The sequence below is a fragment of the Geobacillus thermopakistaniensis genome (genome assembly GCF_000498995.1).
GTDB lineage: Bacteria > Bacillota > Bacilli > Bacillales > Anoxybacillaceae > Geobacillus > Geobacillus thermoleovorans.
Genome location: NZ_AYSF01000078.1, coordinates 1 through 20,634, shown reverse-complemented (window position 1 = coordinate 20,634; position 20,634 = coordinate 1). Strand labels below are relative to the sequence as shown.

General features: G+C 48.3%; 26 protein-coding genes and 19 tRNA genes. 6 read left to right on the top strand and 39 right to left on the bottom strand.

The window, feature by feature from the left end; genetic code table 11:
• Positions 1-11 precede the first annotated feature (11 nt).
• From T260_RS124835 to T260_RS124890, 15 genes are all read right to left on the bottom strand, one after another.
• Positions 12-245: a hypothetical protein gene (locus T260_RS124835; protein ID WP_023634380.1), complete on the bottom strand. Its 234-nt coding sequence runs from the start codon at positions 243-245 to the stop codon at positions 12-14.
• The gene (locus T260_RS124840; protein WP_236620457.1) at positions 245-535 is read right to left on the bottom strand and encodes an FmdB family zinc ribbon protein; all 291 of its coding nucleotides are present in this window, start codon (positions 533-535) and stop codon (positions 245-247) included. The genes T260_RS124835 and T260_RS124840 overlap by 1 nt, the downstream gene beginning before the upstream one ends.
• Positions 462-668, bottom strand: a complete 207-nt coding sequence (locus T260_RS124845; protein WP_031213108.1) for an XtrA/YqaO family protein — start codon at positions 666-668, stop codon at positions 462-464. The genes T260_RS124840 and T260_RS124845 overlap by 74 nt, the downstream gene beginning before the upstream one ends.
• 203 nt (positions 669-871) lie before the next feature.
• Complete coding sequence (locus T260_RS124850) at positions 872-1,138, bottom strand: hypothetical protein (protein WP_023634377.1); 267 nt, start codon at positions 1,136-1,138, stop codon at positions 872-874.
• Between the two features lie 15 nt (positions 1,139-1,153).
• Entirely contained in the window at positions 1,154-1,687 is a 534-nt protein-coding gene (locus T260_RS124855; RefSeq protein ID WP_031213105.1) for a dUTP diphosphatase, read from the bottom strand.
• Entirely contained in the window at positions 1,672-1,857 is a 186-nt protein-coding gene (locus T260_RS0120800; protein WP_031213103.1) for a hypothetical protein, read from the bottom strand. Before T260_RS0120800 ends, T260_RS124855 begins: the two co-directional genes overlap by 16 nt.
• A 5-nt stretch (positions 1,858-1,862) precedes the next feature.
• A complete protein-coding gene (locus T260_RS124860) occupies positions 1,863-2,849 on the bottom strand; it encodes a DnaD domain-containing protein (protein WP_023634374.1) in 987 nt (328 codons plus the stop codon).
• A 48-nt stretch (positions 2,850-2,897) separates the two neighbouring features.
• Positions 2,898-3,125, bottom strand: a complete 228-nt coding sequence (locus T260_RS124865; RefSeq protein ID WP_023634373.1) for a hypothetical protein — start codon at positions 3,123-3,125, stop codon at positions 2,898-2,900.
• The gene (locus T260_RS124870) at positions 3,115-3,510 is read right to left on the bottom strand and encodes a hypothetical protein (protein WP_023634372.1); all 396 of its coding nucleotides are present in this window, start codon (positions 3,508-3,510) and stop codon (positions 3,115-3,117) included. Before T260_RS124870 ends, T260_RS124865 begins: the two co-directional genes overlap by 11 nt.
• Positions 3,507-3,761 carry a hypothetical protein gene (locus T260_RS124875; protein WP_236620459.1) on the bottom strand — a complete coding sequence of 85 codons (255 nt, stop codon included), beginning with the start codon at positions 3,759-3,761 and terminating at the stop codon, positions 3,507-3,509. Before T260_RS124875 ends, T260_RS124870 begins: the two co-directional genes overlap by 4 nt.
• 248 nt (positions 3,762-4,009) lie before the next feature.
• Positions 4,010-4,177: a hypothetical protein gene (locus tag T260_RS1000000140015; protein WP_023634370.1), complete on the bottom strand. Its 168-nt coding sequence runs from the start codon at positions 4,175-4,177 to the stop codon at positions 4,010-4,012.
• Positions 4,177-4,356, bottom strand: coding sequence for a hypothetical protein (locus T260_RS124880; protein WP_128738873.1), 180 nt, complete (start codon positions 4,354-4,356; stop codon positions 4,177-4,179). The genes T260_RS1000000140015 and T260_RS124880 overlap by 1 nt, the downstream gene beginning before the upstream one ends.
• Before the next feature lie 17 nt (positions 4,357-4,373).
• On the bottom strand, positions 4,374-4,895 hold the full coding sequence (locus T260_RS124885) for a helix-turn-helix domain-containing protein (protein WP_023634368.1): 522 nt from the start codon (positions 4,893-4,895) through the stop codon (positions 4,374-4,376).
• A complete protein-coding gene (locus T260_RS03575; RefSeq protein WP_011230009.1) occupies positions 4,882-5,109 on the bottom strand; it encodes a hypothetical protein in 228 nt (75 codons plus the stop codon). The genes T260_RS124885 and T260_RS03575 overlap by 14 nt, the downstream gene beginning before the upstream one ends.
• 125 nt (positions 5,110-5,234) lie before the next feature.
• On the bottom strand, positions 5,235-5,435 hold the full coding sequence (locus T260_RS124890) for a helix-turn-helix transcriptional regulator (protein ID WP_023634366.1): 201 nt from the start codon (positions 5,433-5,435) through the stop codon (positions 5,235-5,237).
• A 150-nt stretch (positions 5,436-5,585) separates the two neighbouring features.
• On the opposite strand from T260_RS124890, the gene T260_RS124895 reads away from it, so the two are divergent.
• The 5 genes from T260_RS124895 to T260_RS124905 all read left to right on the top strand — a co-directional run bounded on the left by T260_RS124895 (position 5,586) and on the right by T260_RS124905 (position 10,656).
• Complete coding sequence (locus tag T260_RS124895; protein WP_023634365.1) at positions 5,586-5,951, top strand: helix-turn-helix domain-containing protein; 366 nt, start codon at positions 5,586-5,588, stop codon at positions 5,949-5,951.
• Between the two features lie 35 nt (positions 5,952-5,986).
• Positions 5,987-7,156 (top strand): 3'-5' exonuclease, encoded by a 1,170-nt coding sequence (locus tag T260_RS0120790; protein WP_023634364.1) that lies wholly within the window; start codon positions 5,987-5,989, stop codon positions 7,154-7,156.
• Positions 7,157-7,241: 85 nt separating this feature from the next.
• A complete protein-coding gene (locus T260_RS124900; protein WP_023634363.1) occupies positions 7,242-8,156 on the top strand; it encodes a BRCT domain-containing protein in 915 nt (304 codons plus the stop codon).
• A gap of 137 nt (positions 8,157-8,293) precedes the next feature.
• A complete protein-coding gene (locus tag T260_RS0120785) occupies positions 8,294-8,980 on the top strand; it encodes an ImmA/IrrE family metallo-endopeptidase (protein WP_023634362.1) in 687 nt (228 codons plus the stop codon).
• A 122-nt stretch (positions 8,981-9,102) separates the two neighbouring features.
• Positions 9,103-10,656, top strand: a complete 1,554-nt coding sequence (locus T260_RS124905) for a recombinase family protein (protein WP_023634361.1) — start codon at positions 9,103-9,105, stop codon at positions 10,654-10,656.
• 3 nt (positions 10,657-10,659) lie between these two features.
• Here T260_RS124905 and yhbH read toward each other — a convergent pair whose 3' ends face one another.
• From yhbH to queG, 5 genes are all read right to left on the bottom strand, one after another.
• A complete protein-coding gene (gene yhbH / locus T260_RS124910) occupies positions 10,660-11,823 on the bottom strand; it encodes a sporulation protein YhbH (RefSeq protein ID WP_023634360.1) in 1,164 nt (387 codons plus the stop codon).
• Positions 11,824-12,131: 308 nt separating this feature from the next.
• Positions 12,132-14,027 carry a PrkA family serine protein kinase gene (locus T260_RS124915; protein ID WP_011229990.1) on the bottom strand — a complete coding sequence of 632 codons (1,896 nt, stop codon included), beginning with the start codon at positions 14,025-14,027 and terminating at the stop codon, positions 12,132-12,134.
• Positions 14,028-14,351: 324 nt separating this feature from the next.
• A complete protein-coding gene (trmL, locus tag T260_RS124920; RefSeq protein WP_011229988.1) occupies positions 14,352-14,825 on the bottom strand; it encodes a tRNA (uridine(34)/cytosine(34)/5-carboxymethylaminomethyluridine(34)-2'-O)-methyltransferase TrmL in 474 nt (157 codons plus the stop codon).
• A 20-nt stretch (positions 14,826-14,845) separates the two neighbouring features.
• Positions 14,846-15,709, bottom strand: a complete 864-nt coding sequence (locus T260_RS124925) for an amidase domain-containing protein (RefSeq protein WP_023634359.1) — start codon at positions 15,707-15,709, stop codon at positions 14,846-14,848.
• 61 nt (positions 15,710-15,770) lie between these two features.
• Complete coding sequence (gene queG, locus T260_RS124930) at positions 15,771-16,913, bottom strand: tRNA epoxyqueuosine(34) reductase QueG (RefSeq protein ID WP_011229986.1); 1,143 nt, start codon at positions 16,911-16,913, stop codon at positions 15,771-15,773.
• Positions 16,914-16,965: 52 nt separating this feature from the next.
• Here queG and T260_RS124935 point away from each other — a divergent pair, with 52 nt between their 5' ends.
• Positions 16,966-17,631 carry a B3/B4 domain-containing protein gene (locus T260_RS124935; RefSeq protein ID WP_011229985.1) on the top strand — a complete coding sequence of 222 codons (666 nt, stop codon included), beginning with the start codon at positions 16,966-16,968 and terminating at the stop codon, positions 17,629-17,631.
• A 300-nt stretch (positions 17,632-17,931) separates the two neighbouring features.
• On the opposite strand, the gene T260_RS124940 is transcribed toward T260_RS124935, so the two are convergent.
• The 19 genes from T260_RS124940 to T260_RS125030 all read right to left on the bottom strand — a co-directional run bounded on the left by T260_RS124940 (position 17,932) and on the right by T260_RS125030 (position 20,622).
• Positions 17,932-18,003: transfer RNA gene (locus tag T260_RS124940), tRNA-Glu, on the bottom strand.
• 4 nt (positions 18,004-18,007) lie between these two features.
• Positions 18,008-18,100 (bottom strand) — tRNA-Ser (locus tag T260_RS124945).
• A gap of 7 nt (positions 18,101-18,107) precedes the next feature.
• Positions 18,108-18,182, bottom strand: a tRNA-Asn gene (locus T260_RS124950).
• Between the two features lie 7 nt (positions 18,183-18,189).
• Positions 18,190-18,260: transfer RNA gene (locus T260_RS124955), tRNA-Asn, on the bottom strand.
• A 210-nt stretch (positions 18,261-18,470) separates the two neighbouring features.
• Positions 18,471-18,544: transfer RNA gene (locus T260_RS124960), tRNA-Ile, on the bottom strand.
• Between the two features lie 6 nt (positions 18,545-18,550).
• Positions 18,551-18,621, bottom strand: a tRNA-Gly gene (locus T260_RS124965).
• 172 nt (positions 18,622-18,793) lie between these two features.
• A tRNA-His gene (locus T260_RS124970) sits at positions 18,794-18,866 on the bottom strand.
• A gap of 7 nt (positions 18,867-18,873) precedes the next feature.
• Positions 18,874-18,949, bottom strand: a tRNA-Thr gene (locus T260_RS124975).
• Positions 18,950-19,157: 208 nt separating this feature from the next.
• Positions 19,158-19,248: transfer RNA gene (locus T260_RS124980), tRNA-Ser, on the bottom strand.
• 19 nt (positions 19,249-19,267) lie between these two features.
• Positions 19,268-19,344 (bottom strand) — tRNA-Ile (locus T260_RS124985).
• Between the two features lie 5 nt (positions 19,345-19,349).
• Positions 19,350-19,426, bottom strand: a tRNA-Met gene (locus T260_RS124990).
• Between the two features lie 17 nt (positions 19,427-19,443).
• Positions 19,444-19,516 (bottom strand) — tRNA-Ala (locus T260_RS124995).
• Between the two features lie 8 nt (positions 19,517-19,524).
• Positions 19,525-19,598, bottom strand: a tRNA-Pro gene (locus T260_RS125000).
• 6 nt (positions 19,599-19,604) lie between these two features.
• A tRNA-Arg gene (locus T260_RS125005) sits at positions 19,605-19,678 on the bottom strand.
• 5 nt (positions 19,679-19,683) lie between these two features.
• Positions 19,684-19,769: transfer RNA gene (locus T260_RS125010), tRNA-Leu, on the bottom strand.
• A 5-nt stretch (positions 19,770-19,774) separates the two neighbouring features.
• Positions 19,775-19,849: transfer RNA gene (locus T260_RS125015), tRNA-Gly, on the bottom strand.
• Positions 19,850-19,856: 7 nt separating this feature from the next.
• Positions 19,857-19,929, bottom strand: a tRNA-Lys gene (locus tag T260_RS125020).
• Between the two features lie 310 nt (positions 19,930-20,239).
• Positions 20,240-20,312, bottom strand: a tRNA-Thr gene (locus T260_RS125025).
• Positions 20,313-20,546: 234 nt separating this feature from the next.
• Positions 20,547-20,622: transfer RNA gene (locus T260_RS125030), tRNA-Phe, on the bottom strand.
• Positions 20,623-20,634 lie beyond the last annotated feature (12 nt).

Genomic DNA, 20,634 nt, shown 5'->3' with positions numbered 1-20,634 from the left:
TCGAATGCGTATTAAAACGGCAAATCATCCTCATACGGCCATTTACTGCATGCACCCCAGCTTTGTGGATCGTTGCGCCAGCGCTCAGCTTCGATTTCTCGACATTTTTTATACAGAAAGTCAATAAACTCGCGCAACGTTTGGCTTTCAGGCTGTCCAAAGACACTTTCTCCACAGCTGATGTAGACTTGCAACTCTAACGCATCATCTTCTGAGATTGGCGGTAATGTAATTTGCAACATCATCACCCCAGAAACTCGAAAATATTTGTTTTCCCTACTGGAACGACAAGTAATTGCTGTTTCCGTTGTATGTGCAATTCTCCAGTCGATACTTCTTGCAACGCCTTATCACTTCCACAAACAGGACATTGCACAAGGTGCTGTTCCTCGAAGTCTTGCGACACTGCGAAAAGCACCTCACAGCTTTCACATTCATACACATGAACGGCAATTTTCACTTCAAAACAACTCACTTTCCTCGAATTTGATTCGCGCCGTTTTTCCCTTCGCTGTTTCGATAATCGTATATCCATGCTCAACTGCTTCTGCTACTTTCGCCTTCCCTTGCACCCCATCAACGACAATCACAATCACTTTGCCAGGTACAACGGGATGTGAAACCGTCATGTTATCTATATCAATCTGCAATTCTTGTGCTCTTCTCACTTGGATCCCTCCGCTGTGGTATAATGATATTAAGGTGGTCGGGAGGGATCCCGGCTTTTTTTATTTCATCCAATTACCCTCCATCCACGCCGAATTCGGCTTATCAATTCATGCTTGCGTAACGGCTCATATACATAAACGGCATCGCGATGTTCCCTGCGATATAACAAATACCACCTAGCTTTCCGCTTCCGATGTTTCATTTAACGTTCACTCTCTCGCATAGCAGAATTTAACTTTTCCAATGTCATTAATTGCGCATATTTAAACTTCAATACTTCGCAATAGACGATGGCATCCATCATTTCCTGCTGCAAGTGTTCCAGCCATTCAATGAATGTGTAATGTGACGGGACGACAGTCGTTCCATATTTCTGAATCCCTTTTTCAGTCTGTGTCTCGAGCAGCTTTTGCACATTACGGAGGATTTGGTTTTTGTTGAGCTCATCCAGCCAGTGCTGAGCATCCACTGTAGTCACCACCTCTCAATATCCGCATTCCTGGCGGTGATGGTTGATTGCGTTTTTACGGAGATATTCAGCCTCAATTTGATCAAATGTGAAACCAAGCTGTTTTCCTAATCCAAATAACTTTTCAAGCAGGTCAATGTACAAAATATCTGTATCCACAAGCATTCCCATTGAGTGGCGATCTAACAGTTCTGCCGCTATTGCATTGAGTTCAATAAATGTGTATATAATGTCTGAGTCTGTATTTGGCATAACAAACGTAAGATCATCATTGCCTGTATCGATACCGATCGATAATGCAAAGTGAAGGCAGTCCACGTACTCCTCAAGCAGTGGGTTATACCATTCTTGATCCTCAGGCATCATCACCGCTGGATTGCGGAGTGATGCAGTTCTTGGTCGAGGATCTCCCTTCCAATACTTGAACATCTGCCACTCGTTCGCCAGCTCGCCAAGTTCCACTTGCAGAGCTAAAACCTTGTTTGGCAACAAATCCTGCCCGCTAAGTCCTTTCTCTTTCACAATGCGTTCGTCTAACTCCCTCTGCAGCTTGAATAGTCTTTTTCATTGATTTGCACCGTCAGCAAACTCGTTCTTGTCACGCCGCACCGCGCGAGAATGTCGAGAAAATCCGCCTCCGAACATACGCTGGCCGTCAATCCGATCACTGCTCCAACCCCATTCCGGTACTCTAAACGGATCCATAACGGGTAGCCCATAAGTATCACCCATCGGGATTTTCCTGGTATTTTTTTAGACGTTCCTGAAGCTCTCGGCGCGCTTGTTCGACGTCAAAGTCATCATCCTCTGGCTGGCCATAGTCCATGTTCAGCCAGTCCGGCACGATCTCGGTGCGAACGGGCTTCCGTATCTTTCGACTGCTGTCAGAAGCCGGAGCATGGCGCTTTTTCAGCTGCTGTTCTCGAAATGCCAGTTGTGCAGCACGCACCTGGGCGACGGTTCGATAGCCTTTTTCGAACCAGTCACGCAAAATGGTTTCGACGTATTTCCACGTCTTGGCCCCGTTCTCCACCGCGATTTTCAATGCCTCTAAGACCAATTCCTCGGACGTATCATCGACCCAAGAAACGATCTTTTCCCCTATGTAGCTGCCAACGGTGCCAAAGCCGTTCTGTTCAACGAATTGAATAATCTCTCGGAAGGAATGCGCGCGCGCGTCTTCTTCTACTTCTTCTTTTTTCTCTGTAGTAATCTCTGTAGTATTCTCTGGTATTGGTCTGTTCAAATTGAGCGCTTCGTCTGTCCAATTTGAACAGATGGACTGTTCATTTTGACCGGATGGACTGTCGATTTCGTCAGTCGTCTGCTCATTTTGAACAGTCGAAACGTCATTTTGATCAGTCGTCTGTTCATCTTGATTAGACGACGTGAATTCAGCCAATTTGTCGTAATCGATCCGATACCATTTTGTTTTATCGATCCTCGAGCGATTGAAATTCGCCGAGACGATGATCCCGATCTTCTCCAGCTTGGTGATGATCCGACGAATGGTGCTTTCTGACCAGAAGGGAAATTGCTCCCTCCAGTCCTCGTACGTGTTATAGATCCATTTATAGCCGTCATGGACGTTTTCGCTTTTCTCGAGCCAGTAATGCAGCTGCTGAACAACGATGCTTTCGTTCAGTCCGATCGCCACGGCGAGTTGTGGCAAAATAACCAACGGCTGATCATCTAAAAGCAAGGTTGCCATGTCATCCCCTCCCCTTGAAAAAGCTGTTTTGCTATGGCATGATAAAAACTAGAGTTCTGAAATAAAAAACTGAATCCCGTCAACTTCGAACTCGGAGGCCATTTCATCGGCGATCCGCCGGCACTCGGTTACAGTGAGCGCGTAGACGAGTGCTGTTTGGATCGTCTCGAAATGGCCGTTTTCCTTCACGACAAATTCCACTTCAAATAGCATATTCTTCGCCTTGGAAGCATATCGTAGAATGGGAGCTTCCGGCCCTCCTTTCTCAACCAGCATCAGAGATGCCGCCTTTTTGCAACAGTTGTTTCAACTTCTCATAGACGGCTTTTGGTTCTCGATTGAGCCGATTTGCGAGCTCATCAATCGTCAATACCTTGCGATGATGCCAAAGGTAGAACACTTCCTCTGCCGACCACCGTCCCTTTCGCTTTTGTGTGTTCTGCGCCTGTTCCACAACCGGTTCTCTAGGTTGGGGATCGGCCGGAGAATCACCCTCAAGAAGGGCGGCCAGTTGCCGCATCTCCTGGCTGACCGGGCAAACTTGCAAACATACGGTGCTTCGATATTTGATCCGTTCCGGGCATGTGTGGCAATGCGAATCCAGAAGTTCACAGATTTGCAGCCGGATGTGCCTTTTTTCATGTTTATCAAGCTTATTCACGCATTCCGCTCCTCTCCCAGCTTCACAAAATCAATTTGAATGCCGCGTCGTTGCATATCTCGTATAATGCTCAACAACTGCTGACGCCGGGCTTCTTTTCGTTCAAGTTCTTGCAGCTGTCTGACTAAATACTGCAACTCGGATATTTCAATCGCCATCGTTTCATAGTCGCGGTTTTGCAGCGCTTCCTGTATGTACTCGATGCATCTTGATGCCTTTTGCCGCAAAACCGCCTCTTGGTAAACGATCATATGGATCACCGCCATTCCTCCTTCGTTATGATCTCCAGGCGTCGTCGCAATGACCATACATGTATTGTGGCGCGGCTCCCCTTTCGGATCGTCGCCCGCTCTCGCTCGGCCTGGCCGGCGCTCATGCGCACCGACTGAAGCACAAGCGCTTGCGGGCTGGGGGCACACCCGCCGCCTGTACTCCAGTCGGCAAGCATGAGCTTGCCTTTTGGTTGGCAACATGATATGTTTGGGATAGGGCTGGTTTTTTAGGAAGCAGTGAGCGTTTGGCTTGCTGCTTCTTTCATGCTGACAAGCTTTGCTTTGGCTTCTTGCTCAATGGCTTCGATCAACTCCGGATGATTGCGCAACTCGGCGCATACCTCCTGAACTTCTCGGGCTGTCATTAATGAACTGGCTACCCATACCACGTACATTACCACCACTCCTTTCTCGATTTTTCCAGGCGTTCGTTCATTTTCTTTTTCCACCCGAGCAGTGCTTTCCCATATTCGCTATTGAGTTTTCGCTCTTTTGAAAGCCGCACAACTTCACTTGTATACCAATGGATAGCCTCAACATCCGTCATTTCTGCTAAATTCGGCAGTTTAAACACTGTTTTTTCCTCCTTTGTCATTGTCGAATGAATCCTTTCGCTTGCAGTTTCGCACGATGCTTTTGCCACATTTTCCACCAGGAAAAGCCGTAATCCATGCAGATAACCGCTACGTATTGGGTCAGCGCCACGATCGCGTCGATCGCCTGCATCATTGCCTCTTCCAAGCGTTGCTTGTCAAACTCTCGAATCGACCTGGGATGATTCGCCACACAGACACTTTCGATCGCCTCGAGAGCTTCTGTGAGCTCCTCGCGTGTTTTCATCGTGACGCTTGCACGGTGAAGATCCACCGCATCCCCGTCGAGCTTCACTGGCCCCCATCCGGTGTATTCCGCCGCCGCCTCGAGGGCCACCCACGGGTTATTGTGCTTTTCGGCGAAATATTTCGATATGTTCGGCTGCACTCGGTACCGCCCATTTTCCTGGTGCGATACGGATTCACGAGATTCATAGATTTCAAACGAAAGCTGTTGCTGGGTCATCCCCGTCGCCTGCCGCGCTGCTTTCACCGCATCGGCCGCTCTACCGCGTTTCATCCTCCCTGCTCCCCTTTCTACCATCATCCTTGAGACTTTGTGGTACAGTATCCATAGATCGGTAGCAATCCAGCACCGCCTCGGCGATTTGCCGCAGGATCGGATTGCCTTTTTGCCATTCTTGTTCAAACCATTGCTTTCGCTCCTCTGGGCTCATGAGTACCAATGGGGAGTGAACGATCACCGTCGTGTTGCCGTATTTAAATTCCTTCATGCCCGCATTCCCCCTTTGTTCATGTTTATGCGGAGCATGAGGGGCGTTTGATGACATTCGCTTCACCTCCTTCACAGGTAACGTTGAAAAGGGGATAACAGACCATGAGAACACAATTTGTGCAGTTATTGTTTAAAAAAAATTGACTCGACTGGAACTCCATAATACCGAGCTATTCTTAACTTGATTTCGTCTTTAGGAATCCTTTTGGCGTTTTCATACATTTGTAGCGCACTAACACTTATTCCAACAGCATTAGCTACTTCTTCGCGTGAACGATTACCACGTAATTTGACCAAGGTTTCTGCTATTTTCTGCTTATTCAATCGCCTAGCCACCTCTCTTCTGCACAAATCGTGTTCTTTACTTAAATATTAAACCACACATTCTGTGTTGTCAACACTTTTTGTGTTCTATGGTGAATATTTTGTTTTTGTTCACACGCTTTGTGTTAAAATTTATGATAGGTGATTATTATGACTTTTGGTAAAAGACTCCGCTTCTTGCGGAAAAAAATGAATATGACTCAAAAGGACTTGGCTGATAAGTTCAGTCTCGGCGAGAGCACAATAGGAATGTATGAAAGAGATGAAAGAGAACCATCCTTTGAATTCGTTAGACAGCTCGCTGACTTTTTCAACGTCACCACCGACTACCTCCTCGGCCGGACTGACCATCCGAACCCGTCCGAGCAGGATGACATTCCGGAGGAGCTCAAGGATCCCGAGCTGGGGCTGTTCTTCAAGGAACTGGCCGAAGCGCCGGAGGAGCGACGGGAACAATTGCTGAAAATATGGGAGATCCTCAAGAGTGAGGGGGAGCGGAAGCCAAAGGATAAATAACACTTTGGGCTTTATGTTCTTTAGGGGAGAGGAAAATGGGGATTTTACAACGCTTTCTCGGGAAAATAACCAAAAAGGATAAAGATGTTGATGCTCCAGCTAGCAAAGGTGATCTCGCAAACACGAGTGACATGAAGCCTTATAATGAAGAGCGTGAAAATCATGAAAATGCAGAAATTCACCCTACACCGATAATGGTAACTGTCGAATATGGCTTTTCTTCATCTCATACAAACAAGAAAATAGAGATGCCTTCAGATAATCATTATACTTATCAAAAAGCGACATTCACCCCTAACGACTATGTGGTTTTAGATTTTGAAACAACAGGATTAAGCCCAGAGAAAGACGCTATTATCCAAATCGCGGCGATACGTTTTCGAAATCATGAGCCAATCGAACAATTTGTTTCGTTCGTTAACCCTGAGAGACCGATCCCATCTAAAATAACGGACATTACCGGGATCACGGACGAAGATGTGAAAGATGCTCCCACAATTGAAGAGATCTTCCCGGATTTTATCCAATTTCTAAAGGATGATGTACTGATCGCTCACAATGCTCCTTTTGACATAAAGTTTTTATTAAGCAACGTTCAACGGCTGAGAATGGAAAAGCCGCAAAACTTGGTCATTGACACTTTAAGCTTAGCGAGAAAATACATAGCCGAAACACCAAATCATCAACTAGAAACGCTAAAACAGTGGTTACAATTAGATTTAAGTTCACACCATGCACTAGACGACTGTTTGACTTGTGCCGCTGTTTATCGAACATGCCAAAAACGGAGAGAGGAAAAATTTCGTCTTTCCGATGATGAAAAAAGAGCTTATGACATTGTTCTGCGCATATTAAGTGATCATAACCGTGACACTAGTCTTGTTCGTTATTCTCGAACATCGACTTACTTGGACATACAAGCGTTTTACTCGTTTGCCCGAATCAAGTTAACAGGCAAAAAGAAATACTTGCTCTCCAAACGATTAGAACAAGAAATCATCGAGCTGTGTCCTGGCGTTGTTTGTGAGCCAGCTTCGAAAAACGAATCAGGACAAACACGCATTTTGATTCGAACTCCTGATGATTTATTGCCCTTATCTCCGCTGATTGTTAAAGATTTTGATAAGGCTTTAAAATCATTAGAAGACTATCGAAAGTATGTCGGTAAAGCTGAAAAAGTCATCGAGGATTATTTGAGTCTATAAACTATACGGATATGCAGCAGGAAAAGACATCACCGCCATGTGGCTTGATGTCTTTTTTATTCTTGTATGAAATGGGGGAGAGAAAATGAGCAAGTTCAAAGAAATTGAAGACTATCGCAAGTTCGCCTCAAAAGCCGAGTTGCACAAGTCCATCAACTCTCTGATCGGAATTATCCATGGGATCCGTTCCGATAACATCACTAACGAAAAAGAGATCACGGAGCTCATTCATTGGTGTAACCTACATAGACGATTTGCAAAAAAAGCGCCTTTTAACGAGATTATCCCGTTAATTGACCAAGCTTTGCTGGATAACAAATTGGAAGAAGAAGAGCTTGAGGATATTCTGTGGCTTTGCAACAACATTATTAATGAGAACGATTTTAACAGCTATTATGATGTCATCACATCATCTATACAGCAGCTACACGGGATTCTCCACGGCATCATGGCAGACAACGTTTTGAATGACATGGAAATTGAACAACTGTCCATTTGGATCGATGACCATGACTTTTTAAGAGGAACATATCCCTTTGACGAGATCCATAGCCTGCTGGTAAGTGTAAAGCAAGACGGGATGATCAGCGAAGACGAGAAAAACTTGCTAAAAGCCTTTTTTACCACTTTTATTGATACAAAGGTATCCCGCAACATTCATGAATTAGACGTAAAATTCCTACAAAGCCAATACTCAATCAGTGGCATATGCGCTGTTAATCCAGAAATCATATTCGAAAATAAAGTGTTCTCCTTTACCGGTGCCTCTCACAGGGCTACACGCAACGAGATTGCCCGCATCATTCAAGAGATGGGCGGAATATTCAACGACAATGTCACTAAGAGTACCAACTACCTCATCGTGGGAGGCAACGGCAATCCTTGCTGGGCGTTCGCTTGCTATGGGCGGAAAGTTGAGAAAGCCATTGAATTAAGGAAAAAAGGCACGCCAATCGTTATCGTACACGAAAATGATTTTTGGGATGAGGTGCTCATTTGAGAGATATTTTATTCTACCCTAAGTTTTTCGATTAGAAATAATTATTTCCGGATCATTGAGCCCCTTTTTAGGGGCTTTTTTCTTTTTCTATTGCCTTACCAAACACATGTTCCTATAATAAAAGTGAGGTGATTCCCATGAAATTCTCATCATACCAATTCACCCCACTGGAACAATATATTCACGAATTGTACGACCATTTGGCTATCATAGAGCCTGGTCAGCTCGATATGATCGACATTGCCGCAAAGTTGAACGTCTGGCTGCATTTTGCCGATATCCGAAGCACAGCGATCGAACGGAACGGAGTGTACAGCATCATCATCGACCGCCGCCTCAGCCGTCAGCAACAATGGCAAGAGTTTGGCCATGAGCTTGGGCATGTATTGCGCCATGCGGGAAATCAAATGCTACTTCCCCCTTCCCTCGTACAGCTACAAGAAGCCCAGGCGACGAATTTTGCGCTGCACTTTTGTGTGCCGACGTTTATGCTGCTTGAGCTTGAGCTTCCGCACACAGAAAAGGAAATCATCTATGTACTGAGCGAAACGTTTGGTGTGGAGCCGCTGTTCGCTAAACGGCGCTGGGATCGCTTTAAGGAGCAATGGGAAAGCTACCGGTTTTATGAGGCGCTTTTCGGATATATGCAAGTCGCTGAACCGGTTGCCGCCGCTGTCGGCCGTGATGCCGAGAATAATCTCCGCTTACTTCGTGAGTATGCTGCGTCACATGTTGGATCTCTATTTATTGACGGAGATTTAACGGATGAAGAACAGCAAGAAATCATTCGTTATTTACAGCAGATGGACCAAAGGAACAACTAAAAATCATGAATTATACCGCCACAGAATGAATGAATCACATAAAATACGGCTAGTCCGCATATTTACCTCTTTTTTTGCATACATGGTGATAGCGAGTTCTATTCCAGGTCAGAGGTGGTTTTATGTATAGGCCGAGAAACTTGGATGTTTTTATCTACCTGCGTAAAAGCCGCAAGGACATCGAAGAAGAGAAAAAAGCTGCTGAGTCCGGCGCGTCATATGACACATTGCAGCGACATCGAGATAACTTGCTAGCCATAGCGCGTAAAGAAGGACACAATATTCTCGGCATCTTTGAAGAGATTGTGTCCGGCGAGTCCATCGCTGAACGCTCCGAGATTCAGAAGCTTTTGCGCGAGCTGGAAACGGGAGTGGCTGATGCGGTGCTTGTCATGGACATTGACCGCCTCGGCCGTGGGGATATGCTCGATCAGGGGATTCTAGACCGCGCCTTTCGCTATTCGGGAACGAAAATCATCACCCCGACGGAAGTCTATGACCCGGAAAGCGAGACATGGGAGCTCGTTTTCGGAGTAAAGTCCATCGTGTCACGCGAAGAGCTCAAAGTCATTACGAAGCGCCTCCAAGGTGGCCGGCGCGACTCGGCTGCGAAAGGACGCTCCATTTCAAAAAAGCCACCGTACGGCTATCTTCGCGACGAAAATCTCAAGCTATACCCCGATCCGGAAACGTCATGGGTGGTGGTGAAAATCTTTGAGATGATGCGCGACGGACACGGCCGCCAGGCAATCGCCGCTGAACTGGATCGGCTCGGAGTGAAGCCGCCTGATGAAAAGCGCGCTTTCTGGTCTCCTTCGACGATCAGCGCCATTATCAAAAATGAGGTGTATCTCGGGCATATCATCTGGGGCAAGGTGAAATACATTAAGCAAAACGGCAAGTATAAACGCAAGAAAATGCCAAGAGAGCGCTGGTATATCAAAGAGAACGCCCATGAACCCCTTGTGTCTAAGGAGCTCTGGGAAGCCGCCAACAAGGCATATCGGAGCCGCTGGCGCCCTTCTACGGTGGAAAGCAAACCGTTAGCCAACCCGCTGGCCGGGTTGTTGAAATGCGAACTCTGCGGCTATACGATGTGGTATCAGCCGCGTAAAGACCGCCCTCATCCGCTTGTGCGTTGCCCAAATCCGAAATGCAAAGGTGTGCAAAAGGGAGCGCTCCTGCCGCTCGTCGAAGAGAAAATCTTGCAATCTCTCGCCGAGTTCGTCGATCAGTTTGAAGTGCAGGAGGAAGCTCTTGCCCGAAAAGAACAGCGTTCGGTCATCCCGCTAAAGCAAAAGGCCATTGAGAAAAAAGAAAAAGAGCTCCGAGAGCTCCACAAACAAAAGGACACGCTGCACGACTTGCTAGAGCGAGGCGTCTATACGATCGAGACGTTCCTTGAGCGCCAGCAAACGATCGTCAGCCGGATCAAGAAAACCCAAGAGAAAATCGATCAACTACGGGAGGAAATCGACAAGGAGCAGCTGAAAGAAAAGAACATCAACGAATACATCCCGACAGTCAAGAAGGTGCTCGACGCCTATCGCCTCACAGATGACGTAGAAAAGAAAAATCGCCTTCTCAAGTCGGTGCTTGAGAAAGCGACATACCTAAGAAAACCGGAATGGACGAAGAAAGACCAGTTTACCATTCAGCTTTATCCTAGGATCTAGGATCTAGAGGCGACGGCCTCCTTTTTTTTCTGCGGAAAAGAAATGTTTCAATGCCTGGAACACATCGGACTTTTGCTTTAAAATATAGTACCTGAATTTCTCGTGTTTCATGTTGCCGTATGCTCGCATGAGGGTAGAGGGTGAACGATTGTACTGGTTGACTTCCCCATACCCAAACATGTTCGATACTTTCATCAGCTCCTGAACAAGCTTCACGCAGCGGGCATTGTCCGATGTCAGGTTGTCGCCGTCCGAGAAGTGGAACGGATAAATGTTGTAGCGCGACGGTGGATATTTTGTCTCAATGAGTTCAAGCGCCTTGCGGTAGGCTGATGAGCAAATCGTTCCACCGCTTTCCCCTTTCGTGAAAAACTCCTCCTCACTGACGACTTTTGCTTCCGTATGATGGGCGATAAAGGCGATGTCCACCGTTTCGTATTTCGTGCGCAAAAAGCGGGTCATCCAGAAGAAAAAGCTGCGTGCCATATATTTTTCCCACATGCCCATCGATCCGCTTGTGTCCATCATCGCCAAGACGACCGCCTTCGATTCTGGTTTGACGACTTCGTTCCACGTTTTAAACTTCAAATCTTCACGGTAAATCGGATAAAAGCCTGGTTTGCCGTTCATGGCATTGCGCTTGAAGGCAGCGAGCATCGTCCGCTTCTTATCGATATTCCCCATCAGCCCGGTGCGGCGGATGTCGTTAAATTCGATATGTTGGGTTACATTTTGATCCAGCTCTTTTCGTTGCAAGTTGGGCAGCTCCAATTGGCTAAAGAACGCTTCCTCAATCTCCATCAGCGACACTTCAGCTTCGTAATAATCTTGGCCCGGCAAATCGCCAGCACCTTGGCCTTTTCCTGGCCCCTGCCCCTCCCCGCTTCCGTCTCGGGCCACCACATCACCGACTTGGCTGTCTCCATTTCCTTGGCCGACGTGTTTGTTTTTCTCATAATTGTAGCGGATTTTGTATTCATCGAGCGAGCGGATCGGAATTTTAATCACATCGCGCCCGTTGGACATGATAATGCTTTCTTCCGTAATTAAGTCGGGCAAATTGTTTTTGATCGCTTCCTTCACTTTTTCTTGATGGCGCTTTTGATCATCATATCCTTTGCGGTGGAGGGACCAGTCTTCCTTCGATACAACAAAATTCCCCTTCATGTTTTCCCCTCCTTTGAAAAAATCATTTTCACACTTTTCGCTTTCCCGCATATACTTATGTTGGCGTCATCAAAACGGGCCATCACTATGCCAAGTTGGTTTATTTTATCGTATGCAAAAATTCAAAATAATTGACCAATGAATGAGGAAAATAGAAAAGTAGACAAGCCCGATTATCAGCTTCGCGCCCTCTTGTTCTCTTCCTTTTAGCGAAGCTCGCTGCGTCGTCTTTGCTCGACCCTCCCTGTGCAACTCGGTCAGACAGAGGAGGAGGATAAAAAAAGCATGCCTCAGCGCTTGAGGCATGCCTAGCGGTTCAACAAGCTGCCGACATAGCGGAGCAATTCGTTGGCTGACGTGGAGTTGTACCCGTATTCATCAATGAGGCGGGCGACGACTTCGTTAATTTTTTTCAACTGCTGCTCATCCGGTGTTTTCGTCGACGTTGTAATTTTCACAATATCTTTTAGATCAGCGAACAGTTTTTTCTGGATTGCCTCGCGCAGCCGTTCATGCGAGTTGTAATCAAATCGCTGCCCTTTGCGCGCATAGGCGGAAATGCGGATTAAAATTTCTTCACGAAACGCTTTTTTCGCATTTTCGGAAATGCCGATTTGTTCCTCGATCGAGCGCATCAGCTTTTCATCCGGATTCATTTCCTCGCCAGTGAGCGGATCGCGCAGTTTCGTCTTGTTGCAGTACGCCTCGACGTTGTCCAAATAGTTATCCATCAACGTTTTCGCCGACTCTTCATACGAATAGACGAACGCCTTTTGCACTTCTTGTTTGGCGATTTCGTCATATTCTTTACGCACAAGCGAAATGAAGTTCAAGTACCGCTCGCGGTCTTCCTTCGTGATCGACGGATGCTGATCCAACCCTTCTTTCAACGAACGAAGCACGTCAAGCGCATTGATCGACGGCACTCCTTTGCGAATGATGCAGGCAGAAATGCGGTTGATGACATAGCGTGGGTCGATGCCGCTCATCCCCTCGTCCGGATGCTCCTTTTTCAGCTCCTCCACATCGACCTCGCTGAATCCTTCGATCATTTCGCCATCATACAAGCGCATTTTCTTCAATAAATCCACATCCGGCCGCTTCGATTCTTTCAACCGCGTCAAAATCGTAAACATGGCCGCAATCCGCAACGTATGTGGAGCGATATGCACGTCGGCGACATCGCTTTCGCGGATCATTTTTTCGTAAATGCGCTCTTCTTCCGAGACGCGCAAGTTGTATGGAATCGGCATGACGATGATGCGCGAATGGAGCGCCTCGTTCTTTTTGTTGGCGATGAACGACCGATATTCCGTTTCGTTCGTATGAGCGATAATCAATTCGTCGGCGCTGATTAAAGCAAACCGCCCAGCCTTGAAATTGCCTTCTTGCGTCAGCGACAGCAAATGCCAAAGAAATTTTTCATCGCACTTTAACATCTCTTGAAATTCCATAATCCCGCGGTTGGCTTTGTTCAGCTCGCCGTCAAACCGGTACGCGCGCGGGTCGGACTCGGAGCCGTATTCCGCGATCGTTGAAAAATCGATGCTTCCCGTTAAATCGGCGATGTCTTGCGATTTTGGATCAGACGGACTGAACGTCCCGATGCCGACGCGGCGGTTTTCCGAGAAGAAAATGCGCTCCACTAGCACGTCTTCAATGCGTCCGCCGTACTCTTTCTCAAGCCGCATCATATTGAGCGGCGACAGCTCGCCTTCGATGCGAATGCCGTATTCGCGGTAAAAATCGTCGCGCAAATGGTGAGGAATGAGGTGAAGCGGATCTTCATGCATCGGGCACCCTTTAATGGCATACACCGCGCCGCGCTCTGTTTTTGAATACTCTTCAAGCCCACGCTTTAGCAAAGTCACAAGCGTCGACTTCCCGCCGCCAACTGGCCCCATCAGCAGCAAAATCCGTTTCCGCACATCAAGCCGCTTCGCCGCCGGGTGGAAATATTCCTCAACGAGCCGCTCAAGCGCCTCCTCAAGCCCGAACAGGTGCTGGCTGAAAAACTTATATCGTTTCCGCCCATTCACCTCTTCGACCCCAGCATCTTTGATCATATTATAAACACGCGAATGAGCCGACTGGGCCACCCACGGCTTTTCTTTTAAAATCTTTAAATACTCAGCAAACGTTCCTTCCCATTTCAACTTTTCTTCTTCTTCCCGATACCGGGCGATTTTTTGCAAAATATCCATAAAGGACCTCCTCACCCTTGGATGTCTAACAGCAAGATTATTACAATTTATGCGAGGATGTCCCGTATCATTCGCCGCAAAAAAAATTTTGTCTCCTAACAACCAACTGCGGTCATTCACATGCTTGGCCATATTCGCTATAATAAAGGGGGAAACGCCTGCCACTTTCATTATGAAGGAGGAACAAACGATGCGCACTTTGCTTGTGCTAGGGGTTATCATTGCGTTTTTGACGGCCATTTTCACCGCTGGCTATGAAGACAAACCAGGCGTCAGACAATAAGACCAAAAAAACGACCTCCAGAGCGAAGGTCGTTTTTTTGTTTATGACAACCCATAAAACCGTTGTTGGCGCAACGCTTCGTACACTAAAATGGCCGCCGTGTTCGACAAGTTTAACGAGCGCACTTTGTCATTCATCGGGATGCGAAGGCAACGGTCCATATTGGCCTCAAGCAGCTCCTTCGGCAGTCCGGTCGTTTCACGGCCGAACACAAAGAAAATATGTTTTTCTGTATCGCTGAAATCAAACGAATCATAATACCGGCGCCCGAATTTCGTAATGAAATAAAACTCCCCTTCCGGAAAGCGGGCGAATAGTTCGTCAAGCGAGTCATAATACGAAATATTGACATACGGCCAATAATCAAGCCCGGCGCGCTTTAACATTTTATCATCCGTAGAAAAACCGAGCGGGCGGATCAAATGGAGCGACGTATCGGTTGCTGCGCACGTACGAGCGATGTTTCCAGTATTGGCTGGAATTTCTGGCTGGTATAGCACTACATGAAGCGGCATTTCCTTCACCTCAGCAACGTTTATTTGCGATCGATGATGTGAAAAAACTTATAGCGAATGTTCGGCGTATAGGCGCTTGAATCTTCATACGACCAATAGCGCATTCGGCTGTTTGTCGTATGGGCGTTCACAAGCGGCATCCCGTTCTGATCTTTCGCCACCACAATCGTTGAGTGGTCGAAGCGTCCGTCCCCTTGAAAATCATAACAGATGACATCACCTGCCATCAATTGCTCCGGCTCCGCCACTTCCACCGCCTGCAAGCCGATGCGCGACCCGCTCAAATACCAACGAAAAGCATGGGCCACAGCCCAGCTGTAACTCCAACTTCCGTGTTGACACCACCATCCCCTCGCCCGGTTCGGATAGCCCGTCATCGGCGCCCCGCCTGCATACAAGCATTGAGAGACAAAATTCGTGCAATCCACCGGAAACGACGGAAACACCGGGTTATGCCGATTCCACCACGTTTCCGCATACCGCACCGCCCGGGCGCGGTCATACTGGTAAGAAAGACGCTCCCCCGTCCATTGCTCTCGTTCGACGCGCGGCGCCTCCATATCCCCCCCCAACCGGTTGATCGGTTCATCAGTTACAAGCTCACCGCGAACAAAACAGGCGCATCGCTCCTCAACCTGTTCTTCTATATATAGTGAACCCCTTTGCTTAATTAAAAATTGATGGTGGGCAATATACATAACTTTCGCTTCCCGCTCGATGGTCTGCCTGCCGACAATTTGTCCCCGGATCGTGCAACGGACGATCTCCGCACCGCGCTTTTGGCAAAGCCGTTGCTTTCTTGCCGCCTCTTCGCTTCGGATATTGCTTTCCGACACAAACGAGCGGGCTCGCTCATCCAACCACGCGCGCAACTGTTTTTTCATGCTGCTTTCCACCACTTTCGTTTTTGTTACTACCTTATGTGGGGAAGCTGCGTTTTTTTCCCTATTCCTTTGCCTCAGCCAACAGTTTCAGTCCTTTTTCAATCTCAGCGATCACATCGGCATCCGCCTCCGTTTGCCGCGCGGCCTCCAAGTAAGGCTTAGCGCTTGGATCCCCGATTTTCCCGAGCGCCCACGCCGCCGTCCCGCGGATGACGGGACGGCTATCCTCTTTCAACAAACGCAGTAAGTGCGGCACCGCGGTTTGGTCTTTGTAATGGGCGAGCGCCAGAATGGCATTGCGCTGAATCGGCTTTTTCCCACGCCATGAACCCGCCATGGCCCCAAATGTTTCTTTAAATTCACGGTTGCTCATCTGAAGCAGCGGGATGAGCTTCGGCTTTACCGCTTCCGGATCCGGCTCGAATTCTGGATGCAAATGAAAGTCTTTCCCCTTATTTTCCGGGCAGACTTGCTGGCATGTATCGCAGCCGTACAGCCGGTTCCCGATTTTCTCCCGAAACTCGTCGGCTAAAAAGCCTTTCGTTTGCGTTAAAAAGGAAAGGCACCGCTGTGCGTTCAGTTGCCCCCCTTGCACAAGCGCCCCGGTCGGGCAGGCATCAATGCATTTCGTGCACGTGCCGCATCGGTTTTCAACCGGTTCATCAGGGGGAAATGGAATATTCGTAATCATTTCTCCCAAATACACATACGATCCAAACTCCGGTGTAATAATAGAGCAGTTCTTGCCGCTCCAACCGATCCCTGCTCGTTCCGCCACCGCCCGATCAGCGAGCTCTCCGGTATCCACCATCGAGCGAACGCGGGCATGGGGCACTTTGGCCAGCAAAAACTCCTCGAGCTGCTGCAAACGTTCCCGCAACACATCGTGGTAGTCCTTTCCCCATGAAGCGCGGCAAAAAACGCCGCGCCGTTCCGTCTTTGTCCCCCGCGGCGCATTTTTCATTTTAGACGGATAGGCAAGAGCAATGGCAATAATCGATTTTGCTTCCGGAAGAAGCAATGAAGGATTCGTCCGTTTCTCAATATCTGGTTCCTCAAAACCGGACTGATAGCCGAGCTCCTGCTGGCGGCGCAGCCGTTCCTTTAATTCAACAAACGGATCAGCGCTCGCAAATCCGATTTTATCAATGCCGATTGACCGACTGTACTCAATGACTTCCTGCTTTAATGCCATAACATCCATCGTTTTCCCTCCTTTCGTCATATATGGTAAAATGAAATCCGAGGTGATCAAGATGAAATGCGTGATATCAGAACAACTAAAGCAACGCCTTCCTTCTGGTAAATTCGGCGTCATCCGCTATCATCATATCGAGGTCAGCGATTCACCGCAAATGTTAAGGGGGAGGCTTGAGCTGTTTCAAGAATCTCTTTACATCGAGCTGCAGGAAAAGTCGATTGCCGACATCCCTGAGATGGTCGAATGGCGCCGTACTTTCAAACAAATCGGAACGGACCCAAGCCGCTATCGACCGTCAAGTGAAAGCCTGTACCGACGCATCCAGAAAAAAAGCTTCATTCCGCCTATCCATTCAGCGGCGGACATAAACAACTTTTTTTCACTCTATTATAAAATTCCGCTCGGCATCTATGATCTAGACCGCATCAACGGGACAGTGACGCTCACGATCGGCACGGAACAAGATGAATACATCGCGTTAAACGGCCGCACAGTCAACTTTGCCAACAAACTCGTCAGCAAAGATGAACGAGGGCCGTTTGGCAGTCCGATCGTCGATTCGGAGCGGACCGCCGTGACGAGAGAAACGAAAAACGCTTTGCAAATCGTTTACTTTCTCCCATCAACGCCAGAAGAAACCGCCAAGCGCCAGCTTCAAGCCATCCAAACGATGTTTGTGCAAATTCATGGCGGCGAAGCCGACGCCCAATTGTTCATTTGATCTTCCCCCCACTTTCCTGCTGTTGGAAACGGGGGACTCCCTCCCTACTTGAACTCTCTCCCACCTACGCTCACGCGTGGAAGTGGGGGTCTTCTCGGTTTAGGGTGATAAAGAAAAAAACGCAATGCCTCGTTCTTTAACGAAACGAAACACTGCGTTGTCCCCAACAATCATAACGTAATTTTAAAGCTAACGAGAGATATTATAACAGACTTCCACACGCATCGCAAGAAAAAAACGCAAAAATCGACAAAAGAAATTGTACAAAAGGGCACCAGAATCTCTGGTGCCAGCAACCAGTGACCCGTACGGGATTCGAACCCGTGTTACCGCCGTGAAAGGGCGGTGTCTTAACCACTTGACCAACGGGCCATTATGGCGGAGAAGGCGGGATTTGAACCCGCGCGCCGCAAAACTGCGACCTAACGGTTTAGCAAACCGTCCCCTTCAGCCACTTGGGTACTTCTCCAAAGAAATGGCTCCGCAAGTAGGATTCGAACCTACGACCTACCGGTTAACAGCCGGTTGCTCTACCGCTGAGCTATTGCGGAATGATGAANCCGCAAGTAGGATTCGAACCTACGACCTACCGGTTAACAGCCGGTTGCTCTACCGCTGAGCTATTGCGGAATGATGAATAACTATATGTTATGCACATCTTCCAAATGTGCTCGTTGCCTCTTCCTCTGCCAGCTAATTCAAGGAAGCGAGATGCGTCGAGGCAACTCGCAGCGAATTCGAAGATGTGAAGCTCGTCGCTCCGATTTTGCTGTGGAACGATGGGGCATTGTTCGCCCATTATTATAGCGAATGACCCAAAAATATTCAATAGAAAATAATGGGCCTAAGTGGACTTGAACCACCGACCTCACGCTTATCAGGCGTGCGCTCTGACCAGCTGAGCTATAGGCCCATAAAAAGCGGGTGATGGGAATCGAACCCACGACATCAGCTTGGAAGGCTGAGGTTTTACCACTAAACTACACCCGCATATCATTTAGTTGAACATCCGCCACGCTGCTTCCATGCCCCTTCCTCTACCAGCTGATTCACAGAAGCCAGATGCGTCGGGGCAACTCGAAGCAGATTCGATGATGCAGATGCTCGTGGCTGAGGTTTTACCACTAAACTACACCCGCAAATATAGAATATTAATGAAAAGGGCGACTAGTGGGAATCGAACCCACGCATGCCAGAGCCACAATCTGGTGCGTTAACCACTTCGCCATAGTCGCCTCGTTCTGGTGCCGGCTGCAGGACTTGAACCCGCAACCTACTGATTACAAGTCAGTTGCTCTACCAATTGAGCTAAGCCGGCATATTTAAAATTAGCTAGTGACTCATGTTGTCTGCCTGGTTGTGCCTCTTCCTCTCCCAGCTAATTCGAGGAAGTCAAATGCTCGGTGTCCCTTCCTCTGCAAGCTTATTCAAAGAAGTGGGATGCGTCGGGACAACTCGCAGCAGATTCAACGATGCGAATGCTCGTCTCTACCAATTGAGCTAAGCCGGCACGATTTTAAAGTGCATGGCGGAGGAGGAGGGATTCGAACCCCCGCGCGCCTTGCGGCGCCTCTCGGTTTTCAAGACCGACCCCTTCAACCACTTGGGTACTCCTCCAAAAAAGCAACAATAATAATGGTGGACCTTGTAGGACTCGAACCTACGACCGGACGGTTATGAGCCGTCTGCTCTAACCAGCTGAGCTAAAGGTCCGATAATGGTGGCGGTGGAGGGGATCGAACCCCCGACCTCACGGGTATGAACCGTACGCTCTAGCCAGCTGAGCTACACCGCCAAATTTAAGTCAAAAGGTGGAGCCTATCGGGATCGAACCGATGACCTCCTGCTTGCAAAGCAGGCGCTCTCCCAGCTGAGCTAAGGCCCCATGATAAATCGGGAAGACAGGATTTGAACCTGCGACCTCACGGACCCGAACCGTGTGCTCTACCAAGCTGAGCTACTTCCCGACAAAACGCGCTCGAGAGGATTCGAACCCCTAACCTTCTGATCCGTAGTCAGATGCTCTATCCAATTGAGCTACGAGCGCACAAGTGCCGAGGGCCGGACTCGAACCGGCACGGTAGTTACCTACCCCAGGATTTTAAGTCCTGTGCGTCTGCCAATTCCGCCACCCCGGCGGAAGTGGAGCGGAAGACGGGGCTCGAACCCGCGACCCCCACCTTGGCAAGGTGGTGTTCTACCGCTGAACTACTTCCGCAAGACGATGAGCCATGGAGGACTCGAACCTCCGACCCTCTGATTAAAAGTCAGATGCTCTACCTACTGAGCTAATGGCTCATGGTTAGGATAACACTCTACAGCTTCGTTTCACTCTACCTGCCTCTTCCTCTCCCAGCCGATTCAAAGATGCCAAGTGCGTCGAGGCAACTCGAAGCGAACTCGAAGATGCAGCGCTCGTTACTGAGCTAATGGCTCATGGGTTCAATAACACTCCGAGACAACGATGTCCCTTCCTCTACTAGCATATTCGAAGATGTCAGATGCGTCGGGACAACTCGAAGCGAACTCGAAGATGTAGCGCTCGTTACTGAGCTAATGGCTCGCGGTTGCCGCCTTAATGGCTTAAGGGGTTATTAAGGAATAAGAATGCCGGCTGCAGGACTTGAACCCGCAACCTACTGATTACAAGTCAGTTGCTCTACCAATTGAGCTAAGCCGGCACATTTAAAATTAGCTAGTGACTCATGTTGTCTGCCTGGTTGTGCCTCTTCCTCTTCAAGCTCATTCAAGGAAGCCTTGTGCGTCGAGGCAACTCGCAACAGACTCGACGATGCGAATGTTCGTCGCTACCCATTGAACTAAGCCGGGGTGGTTTGAACATCTGACATGTCTGTGAACTACTCCCACTTAGCTTTGCATGAAGCGGGAACCTTCTTTCGGAACTATGATAAAAATGGTGGCTCGGGACGGAATCGAACCGCCGACACAAGGATTTTCAGTCCTTTGCTCTACCGACTGAGCTACCGAGCCATATATTATTTT

Bases quoted from the DNA above. Each gene is read 5' to 3' on its own strand.
- queG (WP_011229986.1), bottom strand. From the start codon at position 16,913: ATGGATGTTATGGCATTAAAGCAGGAAGTCATTGAGTACAGTCGGTCA.
- T260_RS03575 (WP_011230009.1), bottom strand. From the start codon at position 5,109: ATGAAGGAATTTAAATACGGCAACACGACGGTGATCGTTCACTCCCCA.
- yhbH (WP_023634360.1), bottom strand. From the start codon at position 11,823: ATGAAGGGGAATTTTGTTGTATCGAAGGAAGACTGGTCCCTCCACCGC.
- T260_RS124860 (WP_023634374.1), bottom strand. From the start codon at position 2,849: ATGGCAACCTTGCTTTTAGATGATCAGCCGTTGGTTATTTTGCCACAA.
- T260_RS0120800 (WP_031213103.1), bottom strand. From the start codon at position 1,857: ATGGGCTACCCGTTATGGATCCGTTTAGAGTACCGGAATGGGGTTGGA.
- T260_RS124865 (WP_023634373.1), bottom strand. From the start codon at position 3,125: ATGCTGGTTGAGAAAGGAGGGCCGGAAGCTCCCATTCTACGATATGCT.
- T260_RS124835 (WP_023634380.1), bottom strand. From the start codon at position 245: ATGATGTTGCAAATTACATTACCGCCAATCTCAGAAGATGATGCGTTA.
- T260_RS124915 (WP_011229990.1), bottom strand. From the start codon at position 14,027: ATGGATATTTTGCAAAAAATCGCCCGGTATCGGGAAGAAGAAGAAAAG.
- T260_RS124895 (WP_023634365.1), top strand. From the start codon at position 5,586: ATGACTTTTGGTAAAAGACTCCGCTTCTTGCGGAAAAAAATGAATATG.
- T260_RS0120785 (WP_023634362.1), top strand. From the start codon at position 8,294: ATGAAATTCTCATCATACCAATTCACCCCACTGGAACAATATATTCAC.
- T260_RS124935 (WP_011229985.1), top strand. From the start codon at position 16,966: ATGAAATGCGTGATATCAGAACAACTAAAGCAACGCCTTCCTTCTGGT.
- T260_RS124900 (WP_023634363.1), top strand. From the start codon at position 7,242: ATGAGCAAGTTCAAAGAAATTGAAGACTATCGCAAGTTCGCCTCAAAA.
- T260_RS1000000140015 (WP_023634370.1), bottom strand. From the start codon at position 4,177: ATGTACGTGGTATGGGTAGCCAGTTCATTAATGACAGCCCGAGAAGTT.
- T260_RS124840 (WP_236620457.1), bottom strand. From the start codon at position 535: ATGGATATACGATTATCGAAACAGCGAAGGGAAAAACGGCGCGAATCA.
- T260_RS124875 (WP_236620459.1), bottom strand. From the start codon at position 3,761: ATGATCGTTTACCAAGAGGCGGTTTTGCGGCAAAAGGCATCAAGATGC.
- T260_RS124925 (WP_023634359.1), bottom strand. From the start codon at position 15,709: ATGAAAAAACAGTTGCGCGCGTGGTTGGATGAGCGAGCCCGCTCGTTT.
- T260_RS0120790 (WP_023634364.1), top strand. From the start codon at position 5,987: ATGGGGATTTTACAACGCTTTCTCGGGAAAATAACCAAAAAGGATAAA.
- T260_RS124905 (WP_023634361.1), top strand. From the start codon at position 9,103: ATGTATAGGCCGAGAAACTTGGATGTTTTTATCTACCTGCGTAAAAGC.
- trmL (WP_011229988.1), bottom strand. From the start codon at position 14,825: ATGCCGCTTCATGTAGTGCTATACCAGCCAGAAATTCCAGCCAATACT.
- T260_RS124885 (WP_023634368.1), bottom strand. From the start codon at position 4,895: ATGAAACGCGGTAGAGCGGCCGATGCGGTGAAAGCAGCGCGGCAGGCG.